This window comes from Kitasatospora sp. NPDC023118 (genome assembly GCF_055560875.1).
This window is the reverse complement of the sequence record NZ_JBVHHW010000026.1, coordinates 87411-112370: the sequence shown is the minus strand read 5'-3', so window position 1 is coordinate 112370 and position 24960 is coordinate 87411. Positions and strand designations below refer to the sequence as shown.

Annotated in this window: 27 protein-coding genes; 18 read left to right on the top strand and 9 right to left on the bottom strand. The window is 72.9% G+C overall.

The features are described 5' to 3' along the window. Positions 1-493: 493 nt before the first annotated feature. From ACZ3UD_RS28940 to ACZ3UD_RS28930, 3 genes are read right to left on the bottom strand one after another with little or no spacing between them, the layout of a single operon-like run. Entirely contained in the window at positions 494-703 is a 210-nt protein-coding gene (locus tag ACZ3UD_RS28940) for a hypothetical protein (protein ID WP_465593913.1), read from the bottom strand. Continuing rightward, the gene (locus ACZ3UD_RS28935; RefSeq protein ID WP_465593911.1) at positions 703-906 is read right to left on the bottom strand and encodes a hypothetical protein; all 204 of its coding nucleotides are present in this window, start codon (positions 904-906) and stop codon (positions 703-705) included. The genes ACZ3UD_RS28940 and ACZ3UD_RS28935 overlap by 1 nt, the downstream gene beginning before the upstream one ends. Then, a complete protein-coding gene (locus ACZ3UD_RS28930; protein ID WP_465593908.1) occupies positions 903-1283 on the bottom strand; it encodes a recombinase family protein in 381 nt (126 codons plus the stop codon). The genes ACZ3UD_RS28935 and ACZ3UD_RS28930 overlap by 4 nt, the downstream gene beginning before the upstream one ends. A gap of 57 nt (positions 1284-1340) precedes the next feature. Here ACZ3UD_RS28930 and ACZ3UD_RS28925 point away from each other — a divergent pair, with 57 nt between their 5' ends. The 4 genes from ACZ3UD_RS28925 to ACZ3UD_RS28910 all read left to right on the top strand — a co-directional run bounded on the left by ACZ3UD_RS28925 (position 1341) and on the right by ACZ3UD_RS28910 (position 4583). Further along, complete coding sequence (locus ACZ3UD_RS28925; protein ID WP_465593905.1) at positions 1341-2222, top strand: helix-turn-helix domain-containing protein; 882 nt, start codon at positions 1341-1343, stop codon at positions 2220-2222. Beyond that, entirely contained in the window at positions 2215-2418 is a 204-nt protein-coding gene (locus tag ACZ3UD_RS28920; RefSeq protein WP_465593902.1) for a DUF397 domain-containing protein, read from the top strand. Before ACZ3UD_RS28925 ends, ACZ3UD_RS28920 begins: the two co-directional genes overlap by 8 nt. A gap of 107 nt (positions 2419-2525) precedes the next feature. Then, positions 2526-2849: a DUF6087 family protein gene (locus ACZ3UD_RS28915; RefSeq protein WP_465593899.1), complete on the top strand. Its 324-nt coding sequence runs from the start codon at positions 2526-2528 to the stop codon at positions 2847-2849. 93 nt (positions 2850-2942) lie between these two features. Next, entirely contained in the window at positions 2943-4583 is a 1641-nt protein-coding gene (locus tag ACZ3UD_RS28910) for an APC family permease (RefSeq protein ID WP_465593896.1), read from the top strand. A 58-nt stretch (positions 4584-4641) separates the two neighbouring features. Here ACZ3UD_RS28910 and ACZ3UD_RS28905 read toward each other — a convergent pair whose 3' ends face one another. Next, positions 4642-5727: a pyridoxal-phosphate-dependent aminotransferase family protein gene (locus ACZ3UD_RS28905; RefSeq protein WP_465593893.1), complete on the bottom strand. Its 1086-nt coding sequence runs from the start codon at positions 5725-5727 to the stop codon at positions 4642-4644. Positions 5728-5819: 92 nt separating this feature from the next. Here ACZ3UD_RS28905 and ACZ3UD_RS28900 point away from each other — a divergent pair, with 92 nt between their 5' ends. From ACZ3UD_RS28900 to ACZ3UD_RS28875, 6 genes are all read left to right on the top strand, one after another. Next, positions 5820-6911 carry an amidohydrolase family protein gene (locus ACZ3UD_RS28900; RefSeq protein ID WP_465593892.1) on the top strand — a complete coding sequence of 364 codons (1092 nt, stop codon included), beginning with the start codon at positions 5820-5822 and terminating at the stop codon, positions 6909-6911. 92 nt (positions 6912-7003) lie between these two features. Next, a complete protein-coding gene (locus ACZ3UD_RS28895; RefSeq protein WP_465593889.1) occupies positions 7004-7681 on the top strand; it encodes a uracil-DNA glycosylase in 678 nt (225 codons plus the stop codon). 143 nt (positions 7682-7824) lie between these two features. After that, the gene (locus ACZ3UD_RS28890; protein ID WP_465593886.1) at positions 7825-8793 is read left to right on the top strand and encodes an SCO1860 family LAETG-anchored protein; all 969 of its coding nucleotides are present in this window, start codon (positions 7825-7827) and stop codon (positions 8791-8793) included. A gap of 207 nt (positions 8794-9000) precedes the next feature. Then, a complete protein-coding gene (gene glnII, locus ACZ3UD_RS28885) occupies positions 9001-10023 on the top strand; it encodes a glutamine synthetase (RefSeq protein WP_402820819.1) in 1023 nt (340 codons plus the stop codon). Positions 10024-10343: 320 nt separating this feature from the next. Beyond that, a complete protein-coding gene (locus ACZ3UD_RS28880; protein ID WP_465593882.1) occupies positions 10344-10880 on the top strand; it encodes a hypothetical protein in 537 nt (178 codons plus the stop codon). Then, entirely contained in the window at positions 10874-11155 is a 282-nt protein-coding gene (locus ACZ3UD_RS28875; RefSeq protein WP_465593879.1) for a hypothetical protein, read from the top strand. The genes ACZ3UD_RS28880 and ACZ3UD_RS28875 overlap by 7 nt, the downstream gene beginning before the upstream one ends. Here ACZ3UD_RS28875 and cobC read toward each other — a convergent pair. Then, entirely contained in the window at positions 11142-12188 is a 1047-nt protein-coding gene (cobC, locus tag ACZ3UD_RS28870; protein ID WP_465593876.1) for an Rv2231c family pyridoxal phosphate-dependent protein CobC, read from the bottom strand. The genes ACZ3UD_RS28875 and cobC overlap by 14 nt on opposite strands. Then, positions 12185-13444, bottom strand: coding sequence for a cobalamin biosynthesis protein (locus tag ACZ3UD_RS28865; protein WP_465593871.1), 1260 nt, complete (start codon positions 13442-13444; stop codon positions 12185-12187). Before ACZ3UD_RS28865 ends, cobC begins: the two co-directional genes overlap by 4 nt. A gap of 263 nt (positions 13445-13707) precedes the next feature. Between ACZ3UD_RS28865 and ACZ3UD_RS28860 the strand changes: the two genes are divergently transcribed. The 4 genes from ACZ3UD_RS28860 (at position 13708) to ACZ3UD_RS28845 (ending at position 17964) form a co-directional block, all read left to right on the top strand. After that, positions 13708-14643 (top strand): alkaline phosphatase family protein, encoded by a 936-nt coding sequence (locus ACZ3UD_RS28860; RefSeq protein WP_465593868.1) that lies wholly within the window; start codon positions 13708-13710, stop codon positions 14641-14643. A gap of 5 nt (positions 14644-14648) precedes the next feature. Then, a complete protein-coding gene (locus ACZ3UD_RS28855; RefSeq protein WP_465593865.1) occupies positions 14649-15968 on the top strand; it encodes an MFS transporter in 1320 nt (439 codons plus the stop codon). A gap of 19 nt (positions 15969-15987) precedes the next feature. Then, a complete protein-coding gene (locus ACZ3UD_RS28850) occupies positions 15988-17013 on the top strand; it encodes a TolB-like translocation protein (RefSeq protein ID WP_465593934.1) in 1026 nt (341 codons plus the stop codon). Positions 17014-17118: 105 nt separating this feature from the next. After that, complete coding sequence (locus ACZ3UD_RS28845; protein WP_465593862.1) at positions 17119-17964, top strand: hypothetical protein; 846 nt, start codon at positions 17119-17121, stop codon at positions 17962-17964. Between the two features lie 69 nt (positions 17965-18033). Here the strand turns inward: ACZ3UD_RS28845 and ACZ3UD_RS28840 are convergent, their stop codons facing one another. Further along, a complete protein-coding gene (locus tag ACZ3UD_RS28840) occupies positions 18034-18969 on the bottom strand; it encodes an EamA family transporter (protein ID WP_465593859.1) in 936 nt (311 codons plus the stop codon). A 128-nt stretch (positions 18970-19097) separates the two neighbouring features. On the opposite strand from ACZ3UD_RS28840, the gene ACZ3UD_RS28835 reads away from it, so the two are divergent. Both ACZ3UD_RS28835 and ACZ3UD_RS28830 read left to right on the top strand, forming a co-directional pair. Further along, positions 19098-19610, top strand: a complete 513-nt coding sequence (locus ACZ3UD_RS28835; protein ID WP_465593856.1) for a MarR family winged helix-turn-helix transcriptional regulator — start codon at positions 19098-19100, stop codon at positions 19608-19610. A 333-nt stretch (positions 19611-19943) separates the two neighbouring features. Continuing rightward, positions 19944-20399: a hypothetical protein gene (locus ACZ3UD_RS28830; protein ID WP_465593853.1), complete on the top strand. Its 456-nt coding sequence runs from the start codon at positions 19944-19946 to the stop codon at positions 20397-20399. A gap of 76 nt (positions 20400-20475) precedes the next feature. Here ACZ3UD_RS28830 and ACZ3UD_RS28825 read toward each other — a convergent pair whose 3' ends face one another. Beyond that, entirely contained in the window at positions 20476-21132 is a 657-nt protein-coding gene (locus ACZ3UD_RS28825; protein ID WP_465593850.1) for a class I SAM-dependent methyltransferase, read from the bottom strand. A 205-nt stretch (positions 21133-21337) separates the two neighbouring features. Then, positions 21338-22513, bottom strand: a complete 1176-nt coding sequence (locus ACZ3UD_RS28820) for an FAD-dependent monooxygenase (protein WP_465593847.1) — start codon at positions 22511-22513, stop codon at positions 21338-21340. A 130-nt stretch (positions 22514-22643) separates the two neighbouring features. On the opposite strand from ACZ3UD_RS28820, the gene ACZ3UD_RS28815 reads away from it, so the two are divergent. Both ACZ3UD_RS28815 and ACZ3UD_RS28810 read left to right on the top strand, forming a co-directional pair. Further along, positions 22644-23282, top strand: a complete 639-nt coding sequence (locus ACZ3UD_RS28815) for a TetR/AcrR family transcriptional regulator (RefSeq protein ID WP_465593844.1) — start codon at positions 22644-22646, stop codon at positions 23280-23282. Positions 23283-23347: 65 nt separating this feature from the next. Beyond that, entirely contained in the window at positions 23348-24952 is a 1605-nt protein-coding gene (locus tag ACZ3UD_RS28810; protein WP_465593841.1) for a serine/threonine-protein kinase, read from the top strand. Positions 24953-24960 lie beyond the last annotated feature (8 nt).

Sequence of the window (24960 nt, the reverse complement as noted above, 5' to 3'; positions counted from 1 at the left end):
CGGGTCAGCGTCCTGTGGGCCCTCCTGCGCGACAACCGGGTCTTCACCCCCGATCCGGCCGCGCAGACGGCTTGACTCAATCATTGAGACTCCTCGGCATCCAGCCAGGGTTGAGTTGTATAGCCAACTTCACCCGCTGGGCCGGAGCCTGCCGGTCCCCGGTGAGTTCTGTGTGCCGGGCGGGTGAACGCTGCGGGAACTGTGCCGGGAGGAGCGGCCGAAAGTGGTTGCACGCAGTGGTCCAGACCTGCCAAATCTGTGGGTGCCAGGAAACGATCACCCGCACCCCGCCGACGTGGTCCGGTCCGGGGAAGGCGGTTTCTCTGGTGCCCTCGGTCACCGGGTCGGGCCTGGGCGGTCCGATGCCCGCCCGACCGCCGCCCGCGCCCGCGAGTTCCGCACCCTCGCCGAGGCGCCGTCCTGAGCCCGGCGGTCCTGTCGAGTGGCCCGTCCTGCTCGGCAGGACGGGCCGCTCGGAAACCCCGTGTGCCCGCTACGGGCAGCTGTCGGGTGTGGAGCGGAGGTAGGCCTCGGCGGCGGCCTGGGTGTAGAAGCGTCTGATCCTGTCCGAGCCGCCTCGCACGCGGAGGTACTGATGCTGGTTCGGGTCCCACAGGCCCCAGCACTCCACCAGGAGGAAGTGCGGGCTCCGGGAGTTGATCAGGCGGATCTCGTATCGCTTGTGGGAGAGGGCGGTGGGCATCAGGCGACTTCCGGGTCCGGGCAAGCCTTCTCGTTGGCGCGCGCCCATCGCTCCGCCTGGTCGTACGAGTAGAACCGCAGCGGTTCGGGGCGGGGCGGCAGCGCCTTCACCAGGTGGCCGGTCTCACGGTCCTGGATGAACCAGACCGGGTACGACGCGCCGTTGTGGGCGTCGGCGGGGACGATCCCGTAGCGCTGGCTCATCGGCGGGCCACCTGGACGAACCCGCCGGCCTTCTCGACCTGGCTGGCGAACTCGTCGAACTCGCCCTCGATGGGGGAGAGGGCCGCCTTGGAAGGGATCAGGATCGCTCCGGCGCTCCTGTCCTTGATCGTCTGCAATGCGGCCAGGAGCAGGGGGCGTTGATCCGGGGGCTTCTCCATCTCGTCGTCCACGACGGTGAGGGCGACGTCCCAGTTGTGGGTGAGCGCGTACTCCTCGCAGCTGCACATCTCCAACTCGGGGAAGGCGGGGCTGGTCTTGGCCAGATAGATCACCACCTGGAAGCGCCCGGTGGGGGTCGTGCTGGCCTCGCGGAGGTGGGGGGAATGCGGGGCGGAAGGGGTTTGTTGCAGCTCCAAGGCCCACTCCTCTCAGTAGTGAGATGGCTACCCGGAGTCCCAACTGTGGTCTAGGGTGTGGAGTACTTCAACCTTTCCCCAAGGAAGGAAGAGCCTCCAACGATCATGAATCGCAAGGAACTTGATCCGGATGCCTCGCCCGCTGCCAAGTTCGGTGCGGAGCTTCGCGAGTTGCGAGAGGCGAGAGGCTGGACGCAGGAACGCCTGGCGGCCCTCATTGGATACTCGGCCGTTCATGTGTCCGCCGTCGAAACTGGCCGCAAGCCTCCAACTCTTCCATTTTCTAGAAGACTTGATGTCGCGTTCGAGACGCCTGAGCGATTCGAGCGAGGGTGGCGCAAGTTGGGGCAGAGAGTTCTGTTTGAGGGATTCGGCGAGTACCTGCGCAGTGAGGCGGATGCCGTGGCCCTGCGGTTGTTCGAGATCAACATCATTCCGAGCCTCTTCCAGACACCTGCTTACGCGAGGGCCTACCAGGAAGCGCGAGTTCGCCGAGGGTGGGCAACTCAACAGCAGGCGGAAGATCGACTCTTGCTGCTGCTGCATCGACAGCAACGTCTGAGCCAGCATCCGGCACCCCGAGTCCACGCGGTCATAGACGAGGGTTGCCTGCGCCGAGCTATCGGCGGCCGGGACGTCATGGTGGAGCAGCTCGAACATCTGGAGGAACTGTCCGCCCAGCCTCAGATGGTTGTGCAGATCAGCCCGTTCTCGCTCGGCGAGGACAGGCCGTTTGGGCTTCCAATTACCTTGCTGACTCTGCCGAACAGGACCATCGTGGGATACGGCGAGACACAGCGACGCGGCTTCCTTGAGCGGGAACCAGGCACCTTGGCCGAGTGGGCTGGTGAGTACGATCAACTACAAGTCGAGGCGTTGTCCCGCTCGGAGAGCCGAGAGTTCATCCGGCAAGTTCGGAGAGGTTTTGAGGATGGATGATCTGACAGGCGCTGCATGGCGCACGAGTAGCTACAGCGTCCAGGAGGGGCAGTGCGTGGAGGTCGCGGACGGCTTCCTCGACCGGGTGCCCGTGCGGGACAGCAAGGATCCTGACGGCCCCGCCCTGGTCTTCCCGGCCGACGCCTGGTCGGCCTTCGTCTTCGCCGTGCGATGCGGGGAGTTCGGCGCCGTCTGAGCGAGCGGATGAACCGCCCCGGCCTCGTCGGCCGGGGCGGTTTGTTCCGAGTTCGAGCGAGCGCAACGGGCTAACCTCGGGGCGATACCGAGCTGGAGGATCAGGACGTGGTCTTTCCCGAGGACGAATCGCTCGTGGAGTGGTACGGCGCCCGGGCCGGTCGGGACCGGCCGGCGGGGACGCGGGATGCGTTGGTGCTCGCGCCCGAGGACCGGCGGGGGCTGCATCCGTTCGAGGATGTTCCCCGGCTGGTGGTCGAGTGGGACGGGAATGCCTGGCGGCCGGTGGCCGTCGCCGCAGACTTCTCGGAGGCGTATCCGCTGATCATGCGGCGCGACGGGGAGCTGACCGAGCCGCAGGACGACACACCGGTGGCATTGCTGAGGAGAGGGACCGGGCGGCACCGGAGGCCTCTTCCTCCGTCTGGCTGACAGGGGTGGGCCGGAGCGCGTTTCGGCGTGGGGGAGTCCCGGGTGCTGCGGCACTGTCGGGGGGATTTCCCCGAGGCGAGAGGCGGCTGCGCCATGGCCCATCCCGACACCGCGTCATCGCCCCCCACGGGGAAGGCCGGGCTCAAGCGTGAGGTCGGCCTCGTCGGACTGCTCTGGGCCTCGGTCGGAGCCATCATCGGCTCGGGCTGGCTGTTCGGGGCGCAGAAGGCGGCGGTGGCGGCCGGGCCCGCCGCCCTGTTGTCCTGGGGCATCGGCGCGGTGGCGATCATCCTTCTGGCACTGATCCACGCCGAGCTGGGCGGGCTGTTCCCGGTGGCGGGTGGTACAGCGCGGTATCCGCACTACGCCTTCGGCGGGTTCGCGGGAATGTCGTTCGGCTGGTTCACCTGGCTGCAGGCGGCGACCATCGCGCCGATCGAAGTGCAGGCGATGATCAACTACGCCCGGCACTGGACCTGGGCGCACGGCTTCCTGAACAAGGATCTGACGCTGACCGGGACGGGCTTCCTGGTCGCGGCCGTGCTGCTGGGTGTGTTCGTCGCGATCAACTTCCTCGGCGTCCGACTGCTCGCGCACACCAACAGCGCCGCCACCGTGTGGAAGGTCGCCATCCCGATCCTGACCATCGTCGCGCTCGGGTTCACCGAGTTCCACGTTTCCAACCTCACCACTCACGGCTTCGCGCCGGGCGGGGCCAAGGGTGTGCTGGCGGCCATCAGCACCAGCGGGGTGATCTTCGCGCTGCTGGGCTTCGAGCAGGCCATCCAGTGGGCGGGGGAGAGCCGCAACCCCCGCCGGGACATCCCCCGGGCCGTCCTCGGGTCGGTGGTGATCGGCACGATCGTCTACGTGCTGCTCCAGGTGGTGTTCATCGGCGCTCTGCCGCCGTCGGCCTTCGCGGGCGGCTGGGCCAAGCTGGACTACCCCGGCATCAGCGGCCCGTTCGCGGGCCTCGCGACGCTGATCGGCCTCGGCTGGCTGGCGACAGTGCTCTTCATCGACGCCGTCATCTCGCCGGCCGGCACGGGGCTGGTCTACATCACCTCCAGCTCCCGGGTCACCTACGGCCTGAGCCGCAACGGATACGCGCCGCCCGCCCTGCAGTACACCGACCGCAACTCGGTGCCCTGGCTCGGCCTGGTCATCGCCTGGGTCGCCGGGGTGCTCTGCTTCCTGCCCTTCCCGAGCTGGCAGCGGCTGGTCGGCTTCATCACCTCGGCCGTCGTGCTGATGTACGCGGGCGCGCCGCTGGCCTTCGGGGTGCTGCGCAAGCGGCTGCCGGGGATGGAGCGCTCGTACCGCGTGCCCGGCGGCACGATCATCTCCCCACTGGCCTTCGTGGTGTCGGGCCTGGTCATCTACTGGTCCGGCTGGGACACCCTGTGGCGCCTCGGGCTGGCGATCGTGATCGGGTACGTGCTGCTCGGCGGGTACTCCGCGTACGCCGCCGCGAAGGGGGTGCCGAACGCGCCGCGGATGGACTTCAAGGCCGGGCAGTGGCTGCCGGTCTACCTGGTCGGGATGGGGATCATCTCCTGGCAGGGCACCTTCGGCGTGGGCGCCCGGGGGAACCTGCCGCTGTGGTGGGACATCGCGGTCGTGGCGCTGTTCTCGCTGGTCGTCTACTACTGGGCGCTGTCCGTCTCGCTGCCGGCGGAGGATATCGAGCGGAACATCCGCGGCGTCGAGGTGGTGGACGCGGGCGGGCACTGAGCGCTTGGACGAGGAGCGGCCCCCCGCTCGGAGAACAGGGGGCCGCTTCGTCGTGACGCTACGCCTGGACGGTCGCGGCCCAGGCGGCCTCGGCGGCCAGCAGAGCGGGCCCGGCCTCGGCCTTCGTGGCCGTCGCGAGGGCGGTCAGGCAGGAGCCGACGGTCTCCAGCGAGGCCGCCGGGCCGTAGTGGTTGACCCGCAGCATCCCGGCGGCCAGGGCGCCGCCGCCGGGCTGGACCGGCAGGGCCGGGTCGAGGGTGGCGGCGAGCTCGGCGGCGTGCAGGCCGGCCGGGGTGCGCAGGGTGGTGGCGACCGGGGCCGCGTGGGCGTCCTCGTGGACGTACGGGGTGAGGGTGCCGAGTGCTCGGACGCCGGCCCGGGTGGCGGCGGAGGCGGCGCGGTGGCGGGCGATCACGGCGGGCAGGCCGTCGGCGGCGATCCGGTCCAGGCAGGCGCCGAGCGCCAGCATCTCCAACTGGGCCGGGGCGTGCGGGAGTACGGCGCGACCGGCGTCGGTCCAGCGCTCTTTCCAGTCCAGGAGGGAGAGGTAGGAGCGGCGCGGGGCGGCCGGGTTGGCGGCGATCCGCTCCCAGGCGCGCTCGGAGACGGAGACGGCGGAGACCCCGGCCGGGCCGCCCATCGCCTTCTGGCCGCCGATCACGCACAGGTCGATGCCCCACTCGTCGGTGAGCAGCGGCTCGGCGGCGACCGAGGCGACCGCGTCGAGCATCAGCAGGGCGCCGTGCTCGCGGACCACGGCGGCGATCTCCGCGACCGGGTTGGTGTTGCCGGTCGCGGCCTCGGCGTGCACCAGGGAGACGAAGTCGACGGCCGGGTTGGCGGCCAGGGCCTCGGCCACCTGCTCGGCGCTCACGGCACTGTCGAAGGGGACGGCGAGGTCGACGACCTCGGCCCCGCAGGAGCGCAGCCAGGTGCCGAAGGTCTGCCCGTACGGGCCGGTGACGATGTTCAGCGCGGTGGAGCCCGGGTGCGCGGCGCCGCGGATCGCGGCCTCCAGCGGGAGGAGCGCCTCACCCTGGGTCACGATCACGTCGGCCTCGGTGTGCAGCAGCGCGGCCACCTGGTCCTCGATCGCCGCGAACTCGGCGGCGCTGAGCGGGGGGAGGTCGAGGAACGGACTCACTGGGCGACCTTTCGCAGGGTGGGTGGGTGCCGCAACGAGTCTGCCGCATTCTCACTGCTTACACGGAACGCCCCCGTCGGTAGAGTGCGGCCATGAGCGAAGGTGCGGTGCTGCGCGTCCGGGGTCGGGTGCTGGTCGGTCCGGAGGAGGTCCGGGACGAACTCTGGGTGGTGGACGGCCGGGTGACCTTCACCTGCCCGCCGACCGCCGGGGACGTCCGGACGGTGACCGGCTTCGTGCTGCCCGGCCTGGTGGACGCCCACTGCCACGTCGGACTGGACGCGCACGGCGCCGTGGACGCCGAGACCAGCGAGAAGCAGGCGCTCACCGACCGTGATGCCGGCACCCTGCTGATCCGCGACGCCGGCTCGGCCGCCGACACCCGCTGGATCGACGAGCGCGAGGACCTGCCCCGGATCATCCGCGCCGGGCGGCATATCGCCCGCACCCGCCGCTACATCCGCAACTACGCGCACGAGATCGAGCCCGGCGACCTCGCCGCCTACGTCCGGGCCGAGGCCCGGCGCGGGGACGGCTGGGTGAAGCTGGTCGGTGACTGGATCGACCGCGAGCGCGGCGACCTCGCCGCCTGCTGGCCCGGCGACGCGCTGGTCGAGGCGATCGCGGCGGCGCACGAGGAGGGCGCGCGGGTCACCGCGCACTGCTTCGCGGCCGAGTCGCTGCCGGACCTGCTGGCGGCCGGGATCGACTGCGTCGAGCACGCCACCGGGCTGACCGAGGAGCTGATCCCGGCCTTCGCCGAGCGCGGGGTGGCGATCGTCCCGACGCTGGTCAACATCGCCACCTTTCCGGAGCTGGCGGCCGGCGGCGAGAAGAAGTTCCCGGCCTGGTCGGCGCACATGCGGCGGCTGCACGAGCGCCGGTACGACACCGTGGGCGCCGCGCACGACGCCGGCATCCCGATCTTCGTCGGTACGGACGCGGGCGGCTCGCTCGCGCACGGCTTGGTCGCGGACGAGGTGGCCGAGCTGGTGAAGGCGGGGCTGAGCCCGGCCGAGGCGCTGTCGGCGGCGAGTTGGGGCGCGCGGGAGTGGCTGGGGCGGCCGGGGCTGGCGGAGGGCGCCTCGGCGGACTTCGTGGTGTACGGGGAGGACCCCCGGGCGGACGTCCGGGTGCTCGCGGATCCGGGGTTGGTGGTGCTGCGGGGGCGGCCGGTGGGGTGATCCGGTGCTCCGCACGGGGCCCTCGTCCGGCTTCTCGTTCACATGATCATCCGCTGAACGCGCTGTCGGTGTAGGCCGATAGGGTGGCCACCATGGCACCGCGTCCACTGAACGAGATCGTCGAGCCCGGTTGGGCCACCGCCCTGGAGCCGGTCGCCGGGCGGGTCGCCGCCATGGGCGACTTCCTGCGCGCCGAACTGGCCGCCGGCCGTACCTACCTGCCGTCCGGGCCGAACGTGCTGCGGGCCTTCCAGCAGCCCTTCGCCGACGTGCGGGTGCTGATCGTCGGGCAGGACCCGTACCCGACCCCCGGCCACGCCGTCGGGCTCAGCTTCTCGGTGGGGCCGGAGGTGCGGCCGATCCCGGCAAGCCTGATCAACATCTTCCAGGAGTACGGCAACGACCTCGGCCTGCCGCAGCCGTCCAGCGGGGACCTCACCCCGTGGACCAACCAGGGCGTGCTGCTGCTCAACCGGGCGCTGACCACCGCGCCGCGCAAGCCGGCCGCGCACCGGGGCAAGGGCTGGGAGGAGGTCACCGAGCAGGCGATCCGGGCGCTGGCGGCGCGCGGCGGCCCGCTGGTGGCGATCCTGTGGGGGCGCGACGCCCGTAACCTGCGGCCGCTGCTGGGGGAGATCCCGGCGATCGAGTCGGCGCACCCGAGCCCGTACTCGGCGAACGGCGGCTTCTTCGGCTCCCGGCCGTTCAGCCGGGCGAACGAGCTGCTGGTGCGGCAGGGGGCGCAGCCGGTGGACTGGCGGCTGCCGTAGGGGAGTTGCTGCCATAGCAGACCGTGGTCGGCGTGGAACGTCGATCTCACTCCAACGGGTGAAATGACGCTCCGTATTGCTCATGTGACGGATAGTTCGAGAAGACTGGCGGCTCATCGTTTCATCTGTGTAGGGGTACCGCCATGTCTTCTCGCCGAGTCGTTTCCGCATCCGCCGCCGTGGTGGTGAGCACACTGCTCACCGCCGCGCCCGTCCAGGCCGCCCCGGCCCCGGCCGCCACGCCCTCCCCCGGGAAGGCGCGCGCCGTCACCGCCGAACTCGACCTGGACGTCAGCCTGTTGAACAAGGCGGTGGACGTACCCGTGAACATCGCGCTCAACAAGGTGGAGACACCGGAGCAGAGGGACGGTTCGGTGCTCACCGCCAAGGTGGACGGGGTCGACCAGCCCGGCCCGGTCGAGCTGGTCAAGGCCGACATCGGCAAGTCCGTCACCCGCGCCGACGCCAAGGGCACCGCCGCCTCCGTCAAGCTGGTCAACGCCGACGTGCACGCTCCCGGCCTGCCCGCCACCGCGCTGCTCGGCCTGGAGGCGATGAGTGCCGAGGTGACCTGCCCGGTCGACGGGCAGCCGACCGCGAACGTGGTCGCGCCCACCAGGCTGAGCGTGCTGGGCAAGCCGGTCACCGTCGGGCTGTACGGCCCGACCAAGGTCGACGTGCCGATGGTCGGCAGCGTGTCGGTGGAGTTCTCCAAGAGGACCACCACCACGACCACCGCCGCCGCCTCGGCACTGGAGGTACAGGTGGAGGTGAACCCGTTGAACCTGAACGTCGCCAAGGTCACCGGGACGATCACCGTCGCCTCGGTGAGCTGCGAGAAGCCCACCGCACCGCCGGCCACCCCCTCCGCCACGGACGCCCCGAGCACCGCCCCCACCAGCGCGCCCGCCGCCCAGCCGGTGGCCGACGCCACCACCTCGCGGGCCGCCGTGCCGCAGGCGGCGGTGGAGAAGCCGCAGAAGCTCGCCGCCACCGGCGGCAGCAGCGCCACCGGCCCGCTGGCCGCCGGGGCCGCCGCCCTGGTCGCGGGCGGGGCGGCCGCTCTCTGGGCCACCCGGCGCCGCCGGGCCGCGCACGCCCATCGGCACTGAGGCCGGCACCGGGCCGGGGGCGCTGAGGCCGGCACCGGGCCGGGGGCACCCTTGAGGGCGGGAGTGCCGCACCCGGCACTCCCGCACCGTGACCGTGCCAACGCGGACGGTTGGTTCACATGCGCGTTACATGAGAGGAACAACCGGGAAACGGCGGCTTGCGACGCTACGCGGGCACCCACCACCCAGCAATGCGAGGGACACGCTGTGGCAATCAAGGCCGAGTACATCTGGATCGACGGCACCAAGCCGACCGCGAAGCTCCGTTCCAAGACTCGCGTCCTGCCCAACGCCGACAAGATCCCCACCTGGGGCTTCGACGGTTCCTCGACCAACCAGGCCGAGGGCCACGCCTCGGACCGCGTGCTGGAGCCGGTGAAGGTCGTCAAGGACCCGATCCGCGGTGGTGACAACATCCTGGTCCTCTGCGAGGTCCTGGAGACGGACGGTACCCCGCACGAGTCCAACACCCGCGCCCTGCTGCGTGAGGTCGAGGAGAAGTACGCCGCGCAGGAGTCGATCTTCGGCATCGAGCAGGAGTACACCTTCTTCAAGGGCTCCCGTCCGCTCGGTTTCCCGGAGGGCGGCTTCCCGGCCCCGCAGGGCGGCTACTACTGCGGCGTCGGCGCCGAGGAGGTCTTCGGCCGCGAGATCGTCGAGCTGCACCTCGACCGCTGCATCGACGCCGGCCTGGCCATCTGCGGCATCAACGCCGAGGTCATGCCCGGCCAGTGGGAGTTCCAGATCGGCCCGGTCGACGCGCTGACCGTCTCGGACGACCTGTGGATCGCCCGCTACCTGCTGTACCGCACCGCCGAGGAGTTCGGCATCGACGCCACCCTGGACGCCAAGCCGGCCCGTGGCGACTGGAACGGCGCGGGTGCGCACACCAACTTCTCCACCAAGGCGATGCGCGAGGGCTACGACGCCATCATCACCGCCTGCGAGTCCCTCGGCGCCTCCCAGGAGAAGGTGCTGGAGCACGTCAACCAGTACGGTGACGACATCCAGTCCCGCCTGACCGGCAAGCACGAGACCGCCCCGTGGAACGTCTACAGCTACGGCGTCTCCGACCGCGGCGCCTCGGTCCGCATCCCGTGGCAGGTCGAGGTGGAGAAGAAGGGCTACATCGAGGACCGTCGCCCGAACGCCAACGTCGACCCCTACGTCGTCACCCGCCTCCTGATCAACACCTGCTGCGAGGCCCTGGAGAAGGCCGGCCAGGTCTGATCCGCCCCTGAGGCACCCACGCCCGCAGGCCCTTCCCCGCTCGGGGGAGGGCCTGCGGGCGTTCCGCCAGCCCTCGGCGTCGACATCACGGCGACTCGGAGTCGGCGGTCCACGTGGTGAGCGGTCACCCCGAGTTCGTCTTCCTCGGCGAGAACGGCGGGGAGGAGCGCACGATCGCCTCCTGCGTCGAGCGGGCGATCACGACCACGGTGAACGCCCCGGTCCTGTCCGTCCACCGGCCACGGCGGCCGTCCGCGTGGGCAGGGCGCGGTAGGGCAAATCGCTGGTCAATCAGCGGTCGTCGCCGGACAATTCACGGCATGACCCAGCAGCCCCTGCTCCTGCTCGACGTGGACGGACCGCTCAACCCCTACGCCGCGCCGAAGACGCGCCGGCCCGAGGGCTACGACACCCACCGGCTGCTGCCCGAGTCCTGGGTGGCCCGGAACGCGCCGCAGTCGAGGGAGCGGGTGAAGCCGCTGCGGGTGTGGCTGAACCCGGCCCACGGGCCGGAGTTGCTGGCGTTGCCGTACGAGCTGGTGTGGGCGACGACCTGGATGGACGAGGCGAACACCTTCATCGGGCCGCGCATCGGGCTGCCCGAACTCCCGTACATACCGTGGACGGAGGTGTTCCGGGAGCAACCGGACGGGCTGCACTGGAAGACCAGGGAGCTGGTCGCCTGGGCGGCCGGGCGGCCGTTCGTCTGGCTGGACGACGAGCTCGGCCCGCAGGACATCGAGTGGATCGCGGCGAACCACCCGGCTCCGGCGCTGCCGCTGTGGGTCGACCCGCGGGCCGGCCTGCGGGAGCTGCACTTCGCGGCGCTGCGGGAGTGGGCGCAGGACGCGTGCTGATCGGCAGCGTCGAGCGGCTGCGTCGCTACTCGGTGAAGTCGCTGCTGGGGGAGGAGCTTTCGGCGGCCGAGGTGGACCGGCGGGGCCGGACCCTGCGGCACGGCCCGCTGCCCCGCCGCACCGAGGCGCTGCGGATCCCGGCCGAGCGGAACCGGCTGGTCCCGCTGGAAGGCATGCCGGAGCTGCCCTGCGCCGGGGTGTACGCGCAGGTGCTCGCGCCCGGCCGGATCGAGCTCGGCGACGGGGTCAGGCTGAACGGTGTCAGGTTGAACTGAGCACCGTCTCCAAGGTGTTGAGGAAGCGGTCGGTGGTCTCCTCGTCCCGGACGGCGATCCGCAGCCAGTCCTCGCCGAGTCCGGGGAAGGTGCCCCCGCGTCGGACGGCGAAGCCCTGCTCGCGCAGCCGCTCACGGACGGCCGCCGCGCCCGGCAGTCGGACCAGGACGAAGGAGGCGGCCGGTTCGCCGTACATCCGCAGGCCCGGGACGGCGGCCAGGCCCTTCACCAAGTACGCCCGCCACAGTGCCAGTTCGGCGGCCGCCTGCTCCGCCTCGGCCAGCGCCGCCGGGCCGCTGCAGACCTCGGCGGCGGCCAGGGCCGGGGTGGAGACCGGCCAGAGCGGCTGGGCGGCGCCGAGGGCGGCGATCAGCGGCGCCGGTCCGAGGACGTAGCCGATCCGCAGCCCGGCCAGGCCCCAGGTCTTGGTGAGGCTGCGCAGGACGACGACCTGGCCGGGCAGGTCCCGGGCCGAGGCCAGGGACTCCCGCTCGCCCGGGACGGTGTCCATGAACGCCTCGTCCACCACCAGGGTGCGCCCGGGGCGGGCGAGCGCGGCGACGGCCCCGGCGGGGTGCAGCACGGAGGTCGGGTTGGTGGGGTTGCCGAGGACGACCAGGTCCGCCTCCTCGGGGACGGCGGTGAGCCGGAAGCCGTCCTCGGCAGTGAGCAGGACCCGGTGCACCCGGTGCCCGGCGTCCCGCAGCGCCGCCTCCGGCTCGGTGAACTGCGGGTGCACCACGGTGATGTGATGCGCCGTCACCACTCGGGCGAGCAGCACGAAGGCCTCCGCCGCCCCCGAGGTGAGCAGCACCTCCTCGACCGGGCGCCCGTGCCGGGCGGCCACCGCGGCGCGGGCGGTGCCCTGGTCGGGGTAGGCGGAGAGGTCGCCGAGGGTGGCGGCCAGGTGCTCGCGCAGCCAGGCCGGGGGCGTGCCGGTGCGGACGTTGACCGCGAGGTCGACCAGTCCGCGGCCGTCGGCGCGCACCTCGGCGTCGCCGTGGTGGCGCAGGTCGGGTTCGGGGGCGGTCACGTGGAGGCTCCTTGCTGGTCAACGGGAAGGCCGGGCACCCGGTGGACGTCGTACGGGCCCGGCGGCACGGCGATCCCGGCGCCGTCGCCGAGCGCGACCAGCGCGACGGTGTGGCCGTGGGCGGCGAGTTGGGCGGCTGCCCCGATGTGGTCGACCACCGTTCCGGCGCCGTCCACCGCCACGCAGGCCCAGGGCACCACCCGCCCGCTGGCGCTCAGTACCGTCCCGGGCGCCGCCACGGCGGCCTGCCGCGTCCCCGGCCGGAGCAGTTCGGCCACCGCCTCGATCGCCTGCGGCCTGCCAACCACCGCCGACGCGCTCCGCAGTTGCGTCAACGCGTGCGTTCCCAGCTGGTCCGGCGCGCCCGGCCCGAGACCGATCACGGTCAGCCGTCCGCGCACTGCCGCTCGGGCGATCGCCACCGTCGCCGTCGCGGACTTCCGTTTGGTCACCAGGAGTTGACCGCCGGGTGCACTCGCGAGCGCCGCCGCCTCGGCGACGCTCGCGGTGCCGACGGCCGCACCGACCACGGCGGACGGGTTCGGCACCGGCACGTCCGCCAGCTTCGTCGTCGGGTGCTCGTCCACCGGTACGCCGGCGAGGCAGGACGCGGCCCAGCGCACCGCCGGATGGTCCGCCTTTCCGGCCACGGTGGCCAGCCGGGCCACCGAGGAGCGGGCGAAGCCGTTCTCCTCCAGGGTGTCCACCAGCAGCCGCATCGCCTCGGCCCGCCCGGTGCCGCTGCCCGCACCGATCCCGACCACCAGGGTGCGCGGGAACACCAGGATGTCGCTGTCGCCCGGGTCCTCCTGGTCGATGACCCGCAGGATCGGGGTGTCCGCGGGCGTGTCGGGTCGGACGTTCGGGGACGGCGTGGGCACGGGGCGCTCGGGTTCCGGCGGGTAGCCGGTGAGCACCGGTGTGACGCCGAGGGCGGCCTCCACCTCCCGGGCCAGTTCCTCGGCGGTCTCCCCGCCGGCCAGCGGGATCACCCAGCGCCGCTGAGGGTCCACGCAGAGCAGGCTCGTACCGCGCGGAACATCGATGTGCCAGTGCTGGAGCAGTGAGACGACCGTCGGCAGTGGTGCGAAGGCGACCACCCGCCGGTACTGGTTGAGGGCGAAGGACATCGCGTCAGGTGGTTGGAAGCAGTTGCCCGTCGAGGCGCGGTGGACGCGGCTGCTTTCCGGCCAGGCGGCGTGCAGTTCGTCGGCGAGCGGCCGGACGGCCCCGTCGATGGCGACCAGTCCGATCACGTACCGTTCTCCTCACCGTCCCCGGCCCCACATGGACGGGCCCCCGTGATCCCACCACGGGCGGCCGAAACCGGTCAATCGCGGCGCGTGTGAGATCCGACGCGGACTCCGTCGCCCCCGTGACGCGGACCCGGTTGCTTCGTGCGGGGACGGCGTCGCAGCTGTTCGTCTGTTCTTCACTTCTCTTGTGCGGTACACGACACGCCGCGATCCTACTGTTCTCGGCGCTCCCGCCCCGGAAGCCCCGACACACGGAGGACCGCATGGCCTTCGCACGACTCCGCACCCCCGGCACCCCCACCGCCGGCCCGCGCCCCGCCCGTCGTCGCAAGCTCCGTCCGCTCACCGCCCTCGCCACCGGCCTCGGCCTGGTCGCCGGCTCGCTCGGCCTGTGGGCCGCGGGCGGCAGCGCGGCCGCCGACACCGCCGCCGGCCTGCCCTCGCCCGACCACGTGATCGTCGTCATGCTGGAGAACCACGCGTACTCGCAGGTCATCGGCAGCTTGAAGGCGCCGTACATCAACGGCACCCTGGCGGCCGGCGGCGCGACGCTGACCCAGTCGTACGCGCTCACCCACCCCAGCCAGCCCAACTACTACATGCTGTTCTCCGGCAGTGCCCAGGGCATCGTCGACGACAGCTGCGTGGACGTCGGCGCGCTGCAGCAGCCGAACCTGGCCTCCGAGCTGCTCGCCGCCAACCAGACCTGGGCCAGCTACAACGAGGGCCTGCCCGCCCCCGGCGCCACCGACTGCGGCAGCGGCGACTACGCCCAGAAGCACAACCCGTGGTTCGGCTTCGGCAACGTGCCCACCTCCACCGCCTACGGCATGGATGCGTTCCCGACCGACTTCACGACCCTGCCCAAGGTCTCCTTCGTCATCCCGGACCTGTGCGACGACATGCACGACTGTTCGGTGGGCACCGGCGACTCCTGGCTGCAGACCAACCTCGACGCGTACGCCCAGTGGGCCAAGAGCAACAACAGCCTGCTGGTGGTGACCTTCGACGAGGACAACCGACTGGCCGGGAACCGCATCCCGACGCTGGTCTACGGCGCCCACGTCGCCCCGGGCAGCTCCACCGCCACCACCTACAACCACTACGACGTGCTGCACACCCTGGAGGACCTGGCCGGGGTCAACGCCCACGCCGGCAACTCCGCCGGTGCCGCGGACATCACGGGCATCTGGAACTGACGCCCGTGTACGTCGCGGACTCCCGCAGCTCCAAGGCCCCCGCCGCACCGGCCCCCGGCCCGGTGCGGCGGGGCGCCGCCCCGCGCGCCGTGCCGGGGGCGGTCCTCGCCCTCGGCGCCGTCAGCATGGTCACCGACATCTCCTCCGAGATGGTCAGTGCCGTCCTGCCGCTCTACCTGCTCACCGGACTCGGCCTCTCCCCGCTCGGCTTCGGGCTGCTCGACGGCATCCAGAACGGCTTCAGCGCCCTCGTCCGCCTCGTCGGCGGCCACCTCGCCGACCGCCGCGGCCGCGACGGGGCCGCCCGCCACAAGGCCGTCGCGGCCGTCGGCTACGGGCTGTCCGCGCTGTGTCGGCCGCTGCTGCTGTTCGTCCACACCGTGCCGCTGATCGGCGCCGTCATCGCCGTGGACCGCACCGGCAAGGGCCTGCGTACCGCGCCCCGGGACGCGATGATCTCGCTCGCCACCGAACCCGCCCACCGCGGAAGGGCGTTCGGCGTGCACCGCGCGATGGACACGGCCGGCGCCCTGCTCGGCCCGCTCACCGCCTTCCTGGTGCTGCGCCTCGCGGGCGGCCCGCTGCTCGCCGACGGCGGCGAACGGCACGGCTACGACGCGGTGTTCACGGTCAGCTCCTGCGTCGCCGCGCTGGGCGTGCTGATCCTGCTGCTGTTCGTGCCGAACCGGCAGGAAGGTGACGTGCCGTCAACGTCGGCCCCATCGCTACGGGACAGCCTCACCCTGCTGCGCCTGCCCGGGCTGCGCCGGCTCACCCTGTGCGCCGTGCTGCTCGGGCTCACCACCGTCAGCGACTCCTTCCTCTACCTGCTGACCCAGCGCCGACTCGGCCTGTCCGTCAGCCTGTTCCCGCTGCTGCCGCTCGGCACCGCCGCCGCCTTCCTGCTGCTGGCCGTCCCGTTCGGCTCGCTCGCCGACCGGATCGGCCGCCGCCGGCTCTTCCTGCTCGGGCACGGGGTGCTGCTGCTCGCGTACGGGCTGCTGCTGTCGCCGCTGCGCGGGCTGCCCGCGGTGATCTGCGTGCTGGTGCTGCACGGCTCCTTCTACGCCGCCACCGACGGGGTGCTCGCCGCCGCCGCGGCCGACACGGTGCCCGCCGAACAGCGCGGCGCCGGACTGGCCCTGGTCGGCACCGGGCAGGCGCTCGCCCGGTTCGCCTGCTCGCTGCTGTTCGGCGCGCTGTGGAGCGTGGTGGGCGGCGCGACCGCCCTGGCCTGGTCGGCCGGGGCGCTGGCGCTGTGCGTGGGCGGCGCCGCGGTGGTGCTGCGCCGGTCGGAACCCGTTGCCGCCGAGGAGACCGCGTGAACGAGGAGAGCCTGTGAACCTGCAGAACCGCACCAGAGTGATCGTGCTGCTGGTCGCCGTCCTGGTGCTCGGCGCGGTCGGCACCGGAGCCGTGCTCTACGCAGCCGACCGCACCGCCGAGCGCGACCGCACCCAGGCCGGCGGGCCGGTCGTCAACCCGGGGCCGGTGTCCCTCCAAGTCCCGTCGAGTGGGCGTCAGTTGCTGTTCCGCAGCATGGCCTGGGGCCCGCACCGGGACGAGATCACCACCGTCCCCGCCGACCGGCCGGAGGGCCCGCGCACCTCCTCCGGCGTCCAGTGCCTGCGCTTCCACGCCGCCGCCGGCACCGGCATCTGCCTGCAGGCCCAGCACGGCGCGCTGGAGGACACCTACCGCGCCGTCGTCCTGGACGGCCACCTGCACGAGCTGCGCTCCTTCCCCGCCGCCGGGATCCCCACCCGCTCCCGGGTCTCGCCGTCCGGCCACCTCGCCGCCTGGACGGTCTTCGTCAGCGGCGACTCCTACGCGGGCACCAACTTCTCCACCCGCAGCTCGATCGTGGACGTGCGGGACTGGAACCTGCGGGAGAACCTGGAGGACTTCACCGTCATCAAGGACGGCCACCCGTACCAGGCGCACGACATCAACATCTGGGGCGTCACCTTCGCCGACGACAACACCTTCTACGCCACCGTGGCCACCGGCGGGCAGACCCACCTCGCCCGCGGCGACCTCGCCGCCCGCACCCTCACCACCCTGCACGACAACGTCGAGTGCCCCTCGCTCTCCCCGGACGGCACCCGCATCGCGTACAAGAAGCGCGTCCCCGGCCTGCCCGCCGACTCCCCGTGGCGGCTGTACGTGCTCGACCTCGCGACCGGGACGGAGACCGCCACCGCCGAGCAGCGCAACATCGACGACCAGGCGCTCTGGTCCGACAACGGCACCCTGCTCTACGCCCTGCCCGGGGACTACGGCGCCGACCTGTGGACCGTCCCGGCGGACGGCTCCGGCAGCGCCCGGCTGGTCACCAAGGCCGCGGTCGCCCCCGCCTACCTGGGCTGAGGAACTCTGGGCTACGGTCCCACGTCGAGCAGAGTGTGACGTCCTGATCGAACTGATCGAATGTTCCGATCGGACGTCCTGATCGAAACGGGGGAGCGAGAAACCGTGGACGGCATCCCACCCGAGCGGATGGTGACCGACTCCTGGCCCGCCCTGCACGGCCGCCCGGTCCTGCGGCGCACCGTCGCCGTCGGACTGGTGCTCGGCGTGTCCGTCGCCGCCGCCCTCGTGGTGCGCGGCGTCAACGCGCTCACCGCCGGGCAGGTCGGCCGGGAGACCGACCGCGACCGCGCCGAGCGCCTGGCCGACCTCCACCCCTCCCAGCACCCGGGCGCGGGGCGGTACTACGTGCCGGTCAGCACGGTCTACACCCGGACGTCGGACGGCGCGCCGGTCGCGTACCTGCACTACCGGCTGAGCGGGGGGAAGGACCCGGGGCTCGGGGAGTTCCTGCAGACCTACGACCTCCCGGCGCCCGGGCCGGCCGCCCCGCTGCCGCCGGACCTGGCGGCGGCGCTGGGCGGGGACGAGCCGGCGCAGGCGCCGGAGCTGCCGGAGGAGGAGCCTTCGGCGTCCCCTTCCGCGGCTCCGTCGGCGGTCGCGTCCCCGTCCCCGTCCGAGACCAGCTCCGCCCCGGTCGCCATCGCGGCGCAGCCGCCGGACGGCGGCTCCGCCGACGCGAGTGCCGCCGCTGACGCCGCCGCTGACGCCGACGCCGACGATGTGTCCGATGGACCCTCTGAGCCCTCGGCCGAGCCGGACGCCAAGGCCGGGGCCGGGGAGGTCACTCCCTCCCCGGCGTCCACGCCCACCTGGACGGCTACCCCGACCCCCGGCTGGACCCCTTCCGCCGTCCCCGTCCACCCGGCCGGCGCCCGCCGGATCTACGTCGCCACCATCCCCGGCGGCCTGCCGGGCTCCGCCGACATCTACATCCGCGCCACCGGCTGAGCCGCTCCGCGCCCCATGCCTCAGTCCCGCCGGTCGCGTGGTCGGCGGGACTGAGGGGGCGCGGAGCCGTCAGCGGGCGGCTGCCGCCCGGGGCGTTGCCGCCTGGGGCGCGGGCACCGAGTCGGGCGCCGGGCCCGCCGTGGCGGCCCGGCGGGCCGGGGACTGGCCGACGAGCATGGCGCCGAGCGCCAGCACGAGGCCCAGGACCTGCCAGGCCGTCAGGGTCTGGCCGAGGACGACCAGGCCGCCGACCGTCGCCACCACCGGGTTGATCAGCCCCAGGAAGGAGGCCGGCCCGGCGCCCAGGCGCTCGATGCCGCGGAACCACAGCACGTACCCGAGCGCGGTGCTGAGCAGCCCCAGGTAGGCGAAGCCCGCCAGGTTGGAGGCGCTCAGGGCCGGCGGTGCGCCCTCGACCAGCGCCGCGAGCGGGACCAGGAAGACCGACCCGGCGAGGAGCTGCCAGGCGGTGAGGTCGACCATGGTGGCGCCCTCCGGGCGGCCCCAGCGTCGGGTGAGGACGGTGCCCATGGCCATCAGCCCGATCGCGGTGACCATCGCGGCGATCCCGACGCCGTCCAGCGTGGCCCCGCTCTTGAGCACCAGCAGCGCCACCCCGCCGACCCCGGCCAGCCCGGCGAGCAGCGCCCTTCGCCCGGGCCGTACCCGGAGCACGCCGATCGAGAACCCGGCGACCAGCAGCGGCTGGATCGCCCCGATGGTGGCCGCGACGCCGCCGGGCAGCCGGTAGGCGCCGACGAAGGTGAGGGGGAAGAACAGCCCGATGTTGAGCATCCCGAGCACCGCCGCGCGCCCCCACCAGCGCCCCTTGGGCAGTTTGCGGCCGATCAGCAGCAGGAGCAGCCCGGCCGGCAGCGCCCGCAGGGCGGCGAGCAGTAGCGGGCGGCCTTCGGGGAGCAGCTGGGTGGTGACCAGGTAGGTGGTGCCCCAGGCGGCCGGGGCGAGTGCGGCGGTGGCGGCGATCGCGGCGCGCTTGCGGTCCATGGCGTTCCCCTCAACGTTGATTATCTGAACGTTGAGGTATTTCTACGCCTGGAGATCGGTGAACGTCAAGTATGTGAATGTTAAGATATACGCGACGACAGCGACCGGCCGTAGAGAGGCGGACCACCATGCAGCAGCGCGACACCGTCGACGACATCGCCGAGCAGTGGAGGAGGGCCGACCCCGGCCTGGACCTGGAGGCCATGGCCCTGATCGGCCGGCTGCGGCGGGCCAACATCCGGGTCGACAACGCCCTGCGCGAGTACTTCGCCAGCTGCGGCCTGGACTCCTCCGAGTTCGACGTCCTGGCCACCCTCCGCCGCTCCGGCGAGCCCTACGAGCTCAACGCCCGCGGCTTGCTGAAGTCCGCCATGGTCACCTCCGGCGCCATCACCAACCGCGTGGACAAGCTCTCCGCCAAGGGCCTGGTCGAGCGCAACCCCTGCCCGGGCGACCGCCGCGCCGTCCTGGTCCGCCTCACCCCGGCCGGCAAGGAGCTCATCGACGCCATCCTGCCCGGCCACCTGGAGAACGAGGAGCGCATCCTCGCCGCACTCGACGCCGACGAGCGCGCCCAGCTCGACACTCTGCTGCGCAAGTTCCTCGTCGCCCACGGCGACACCGAATCGCTCCTCGACTGAGCCGCCGCCAGTGCCCCCTGCCGTGCTGTCCCCGGCGGCAGGCGCAAGGGGGGCGGGGTGGTGATCGAGCAGGCGGCACGGCGGATCGGCCCCGACCAGGCCGCCGAAACCACCCGCCGCAGCTCGCCGCACTGGGTGGGCGAGAAGCGCCTCCCGGACGTCGTGGCCCGGACGGCCTCGCCGCATCTCCCACGCCTTCGCGTTCCTCGCCTGGCAGGCGATGCTTCCTGCCCTCGTGCACGGCATGCGCCCGTAACGGCGCGGTAGTTCGCGTGTCCACTACCTGCCCGGCCGCGTTATCCCACGGGGACGCCGTACTGGAGGAGAGGCCCGATGAAGCGCAAGACCCCCAGGGACATCGCCGTCGACGACCAGCTGCGGGCGGCCGGCGCCGAGGGCGCTCGGTGGCTCGCCGCCGCCGGGTGGGGTCCGCCGGTGAAGGTGCCGCTGCAGAACGCGGCCAGGTGGCAGCGGGAGACCCGGGACCGGATGCTGGCGGCGCAGCAGGACGAGTCCTGCACCTGGTGCGACCATCTGCTGCACGGCGGTCCGCAGCCCGTCGTCGTGCACGCCGAGCACCCGACCCACCTGGTCTGCCGCGCCTGCTCCGTCGCCGCCCGCCCCCACCGCCTGTGCATGGACTGCGGAAAGCCCGCCGACTCGTGCTCCCCGCTGGACGGCCGCGAGGACGTCTGCATGGGCACGGTGGCGATCTACACCCGCCTCCGCTGCGCCGCCTGCTTCCGCGGGGACCCGCTCAACGGGACCTTCGGTACGGGCGGGTCCTGAGGCTGCCTTGTCCTGGGTCGGGCATCTGCCGGCCGACGAACCGGGCGAGTTGGCCGGGCCGTGAGCCCGAGGCGGGTCAAAGCTGCGCGATCAACGCGTAGCGCTCGTCGCTCACCGGGCCGCCCCACAGCGCCGACTCCCCGCTGAGCGGCTCGGCGCGCAGCTCGGACACCAACGGCCGTACCGCCGCAGCGAGTTCCTCCGCGCCAACGCCCCCGCCCCACGGCAGACGCTCCGCGTCGGCGACGTACGGCGCCGTCTGCCCGCCGGCCTCGCGCCACCGTCCCTCGACCAGCACCAGCCGCCCGCCGGGCCGGAGCAGCCGTACCCAGGCGCGCAGTGTCCGCTCCGGCTCGGGCAGCGTCCAGATCACATGGCGCGACAGCACCACGTCAAAGCTGCCCGCCCGCACCGGCGGCGCGCCCGCATCGCCCACCAGGAACCGCCCCGCCACCCCGGCCGCAGCGAGCTTCGCCCTCGCCCGCGCCACCATCTGCGGCGCGAGATCCACCCCCGTCACCCGATGCCCGCCCGCCGCGACCAGCTCCGCCAACGAGCCCGTCCCGCACCCGGCATCGAGCACATCCACCGGCCCCGCCGGCAACCACCCCCGAACCCGCCGCGCCCACGCTTCTCGCGTCACCGCCGCCCGCAACCCGTGATCCGGCTCCTCGTCGAAGCACGACGCGGCCGCGTCCCAGTACTCGGCAATGGCCCTGCTGGAGTCACCCATGCCTGCCATCCTCGCAACCAGCACCGACATCCGGCCCGGCTTGGCCAGAGTTCGTGCCGTTCCGGCGAACTCCTGTCGCGACCGCACGGAGTGCAAAGGAAGGATGGGAAGACAGACGGTGGTCGCGCTCTGCGTGCTCGCGATGGTGGCCGTCGTGGTCGGCGTGGATCGGCCGGCCGGGCCGTTGCCCGGTCAGGCGTAGGCATCACGCCCCGGTGCGCAGCGCCGGGGGTCGCCAGCCGTAGGTGGTGGTGGAGCGGCTGAGCAGGGCCCGGGTGGGGAGGAGGCCGGCGAGGGTGAGGGCGGTGTCGCGGAGCAGGACGGTGGTGGGGGTGCGGAGGGCGACGAGGGAGCCGATGCGGCGCGAGGCGGTGACGATGGCGGTGGTGCGGGGGAGGCGGGTGGCGGTGTAGGCGGGGAGGGGGGTGGCGAGGTCGGTGTCGGAGGTGAGCAGGGAGGCGAGGACGACGGCGTCCTCGATGGCCTGGCAGGCGCCCTGGCCCAGGAACGGGCACATGGCGTGGGCGGCGTCGCCGAGGAGGGCGACCCGGCCGTGGTGGTGGGCGGGCAGGGGGTCGGCGAGTTCCCAGACGTCGTGGCGGAGCACGCGGTCGGGCTCGGCCATCGCGAACAGCTGCGGGACGGGCTCGCACCAGTCGCCGAACAGCCGTTGGAGTTCGGCGTGTTCGCTGGCCGCCCGGGCGCCGGCCGGGGCGAGGGCCGCGCCGTAGACGTAGACCCGGCCGTCGGCGAGCGGGACGATGCCGGCGAGCCGCCCGCGGCCCCAGACCTCGCCGGCGGCGGCCGGCCGGCGGCCCGGGGTGACGATGGTGCGCCAGGTGGTGAAGCCGCTGTAGCGCGGGCCGGGGTGGTGGGGGAAGAGCAGGCCGCGGGTGGCGGAGCGGATGCCGTCGGCGGCGACGACCAGTCCGGCTGGCTGCTCCCCGTCAGTGGTGCGGACGACGGCGGGCTCCTCGGCGCCGCCCGGGGTGACCAGGGTGGCGGGGGAATCGGTGCGGACGGTGCCCTTCGGCAGCGCGTCGACCAGGGCGGCGATGACGTCGGCGCGCGCGACGGCGGCGATCGGGTCGCCGAAGTGGGCCTGGACGGCGGCCGTGCTGGTGCGGGCGAGCCAGGGGCCGGAGGGGTGGCGCACGCCGATGGCGGGGTGCGGGGTGGCGAGGGCGCGCAGTCGAGGGCCGACGCCGAGCCGGTCGAGGGCGCGCAGGGCGTTGGGGGCGAGGGCGAGGCCGGCGCCGACGGGTTCCAGGGAGGCGGCGCGCTCGTGGACGGCGACGGGGACGCCCTGCCGGTGGAGGGCGAGGGCGGCGGTGAGACCGCCGATGCCGCCGCCGATGACGATCGCCTGATGCATGCCCATGGTGGGCTCCTCTCCTCGCACTACAGGTGCAGTGCCCATGACTCAGCACCGTACTACAGGTGTAGTGAACCGTAAAACTACGACTGTAGTGAGTTGGGGGAGTCCCAGCGGAAAGGCCATGATCGGACCTATGACACCCCCGCGCCCGACCCTGATCGCCGACGCCGCCATCGACCTGATCGCCGAACGCGGCCTGCGCGGGCTGACCCACCGCGCCGTGGACGAGGAGTCCGGCCTGCCCGCAGGCTCGACCTCCAACCTCGCCCGGACCAGGGCCGCCCTGCTCGATCTCGTGCTCACCCGGATCGTCGAGCGGGAGACCGCCGACTACCCGGTCTTCACCGCGGAGGAGGGGCTCGCGCCCTCCGCGCCCGCGCCCTCCGCGCCCGCGCCCTCCGCGCCCGCGCCCTCCGCGCCCGCGCGCGAGCTGCTGGTCGAGGTCGGCGCCGACGTGCTGCACCGGGCGCTCACCACCGGGCGCAGGCTCACCCTGGCCCGCCTGGAACTCGCCCTGGAGGCCACCCGCAGGCCCGAACTGCGCGCCGTCTACGACCGTCTGGGCGCGGGCTTCGCCGACCTCGCCGCCGCCCTGCTGGCCCGCTCCGGCTCCGCCGACCCGACGGCCGACGCCCGCCGGCTGATCCGCTGGTGCGACGGCGTGCTGTTCAACGCGACGGCCGGCAGCGGGCACTGGTACGTGCCGACCCCGGACGAGCTGCGCGACGAGGTGGCAGGCTATCTCTCGGCCTTGCTCGACCGAGGGTTCTAGAAGCCGGACCCGCCCGCCGCTGCCCCGCCTATACTCCGTGTGCCCGATCGGCCAAGGGGGACTACATGAGCTTGATCGTCGTCGTCGCGCTGCTCGTACTGTTCGTGGTGGTCGTGCGGTTGGTGACCTCACCGCTGCTGGTACGGCTCCAGACGGCGACGCGCCAACGGGCACTGGCGGCCGTCGGTGAGGACGCGCCGGTCGGCCGGGGTGCGGTCATCGCCGCGCTGGCGGCGGGTCTCGTCGGTGCGGCCGGGGTGGAGGCCCTGCTGTTCCTCGCCGACGGCGGTGTCATCCGGATGCTGAGGGAGCCGATCGACTCCCACAATGCGCGCTACCTGGCCATCGACGCGGGTATGAGGCTCGCCGACGCGCGGTTCTGGTACCTCGTCTGCGTGATCCCGGCTCTGGTGCTCTGGCTGCTGTCCTGGTTCCTGACCCAGCGCAACCTGCTGACCATCGGCATGCCGAAGCAGGTCCGGTCGGCACGCGCCACCTGGTTCCGGATCGTCGGCCTGCTCGCTCTCCGTGCGGTGATCGGCGTCTTCGCCCTGCCGTACTGGCTGATCTTCGTCGCGATGCTCTTCCAGTTCGGCGCGGTGATCGCCAGCTTCCGGCCCAAGCCGGTCGGCGCCGGGGCGAACCCGTACGCGCCGCCGCAGGCGTACGTCCCGATGCAGTACGCCCCACCGGCCCCGCTCGCGCCGCAGTTCGCACCGCCCGCGCAGCAGTTCGCCCCACCGACCCCACCGACCCCACCGACCCCGCCTATCGGGCAGCCCCTCAGCCCCCACGACGCCCGCACGATCGGCGGCTACCAGCTCCTCGGCCGGATCGGCTCCGGCGGCATGGGCACGGTCTACCTCGCCCAGCGCCAGGGCTCCGCCACCCAGGTCGCCCTGAAGACCATCAACCTCGAACTCCTCAACGACGCCGAGCTGTTGCGCCGCTTCCAGCGCGAGTCCGAGGTGCTGGCCATGGTCCCCGGCGCCTACACCGCCCGGGTGCTCGACGCGGGCGTGGACGCCGGACGCCCGTACCTGGCCATGGAGTTGCTGGACGGCCGCCCGCTGGACGTCCACCTGCGCGAGCAGGGCCCGATCCGCTCCGCCGAGGCGCTGCGCGCCCTGGCGCTGGCGCTGGCCGTGGCGCTGTCCGGGGTGCACCGGCTCGGGCTGGTCCACCGGGACCTCAAGCCCGCCAACATCATGCTGACCACGGCCGGCCCGCGCCTGCTGGACTTCGGCATCGCGGCGATCGTGGACGGCACCCGGCTCACCGCCACGGGCGGCGGGCCGGGCACCCTGACGTACATGGCGCCGGAGCAGTTCGGCGAGGAGCGGGTCGGCCCGCCCGCCGACGTGTGGGCCTGGGCGTGCTGCGTGGTGTGCGCGGCGCACGGCGCCAGCCCGTTCGCGGCGACCAGCACCGGCGCGGTGATCCGGCGGATCGTGGACACCGGGCCCGAACCGGCCGCGCTGGCGGCGGTCCAGACCCTCGACCCGGGCCTCGCCGCCGTCGTCACCCGCGCTCTGGCCATCGACCCGGCGCAGCGCCCGGCGGACGGTACCGCCCTGCTGGCGGCGCTCGCGGCGGCCCAGCCGACGGCGCCGGACCCGGCGGGCGTCCACGACCAGATTACCCGGGGCTGGCAGACGCTCGCGCTGTAATCCGCGCC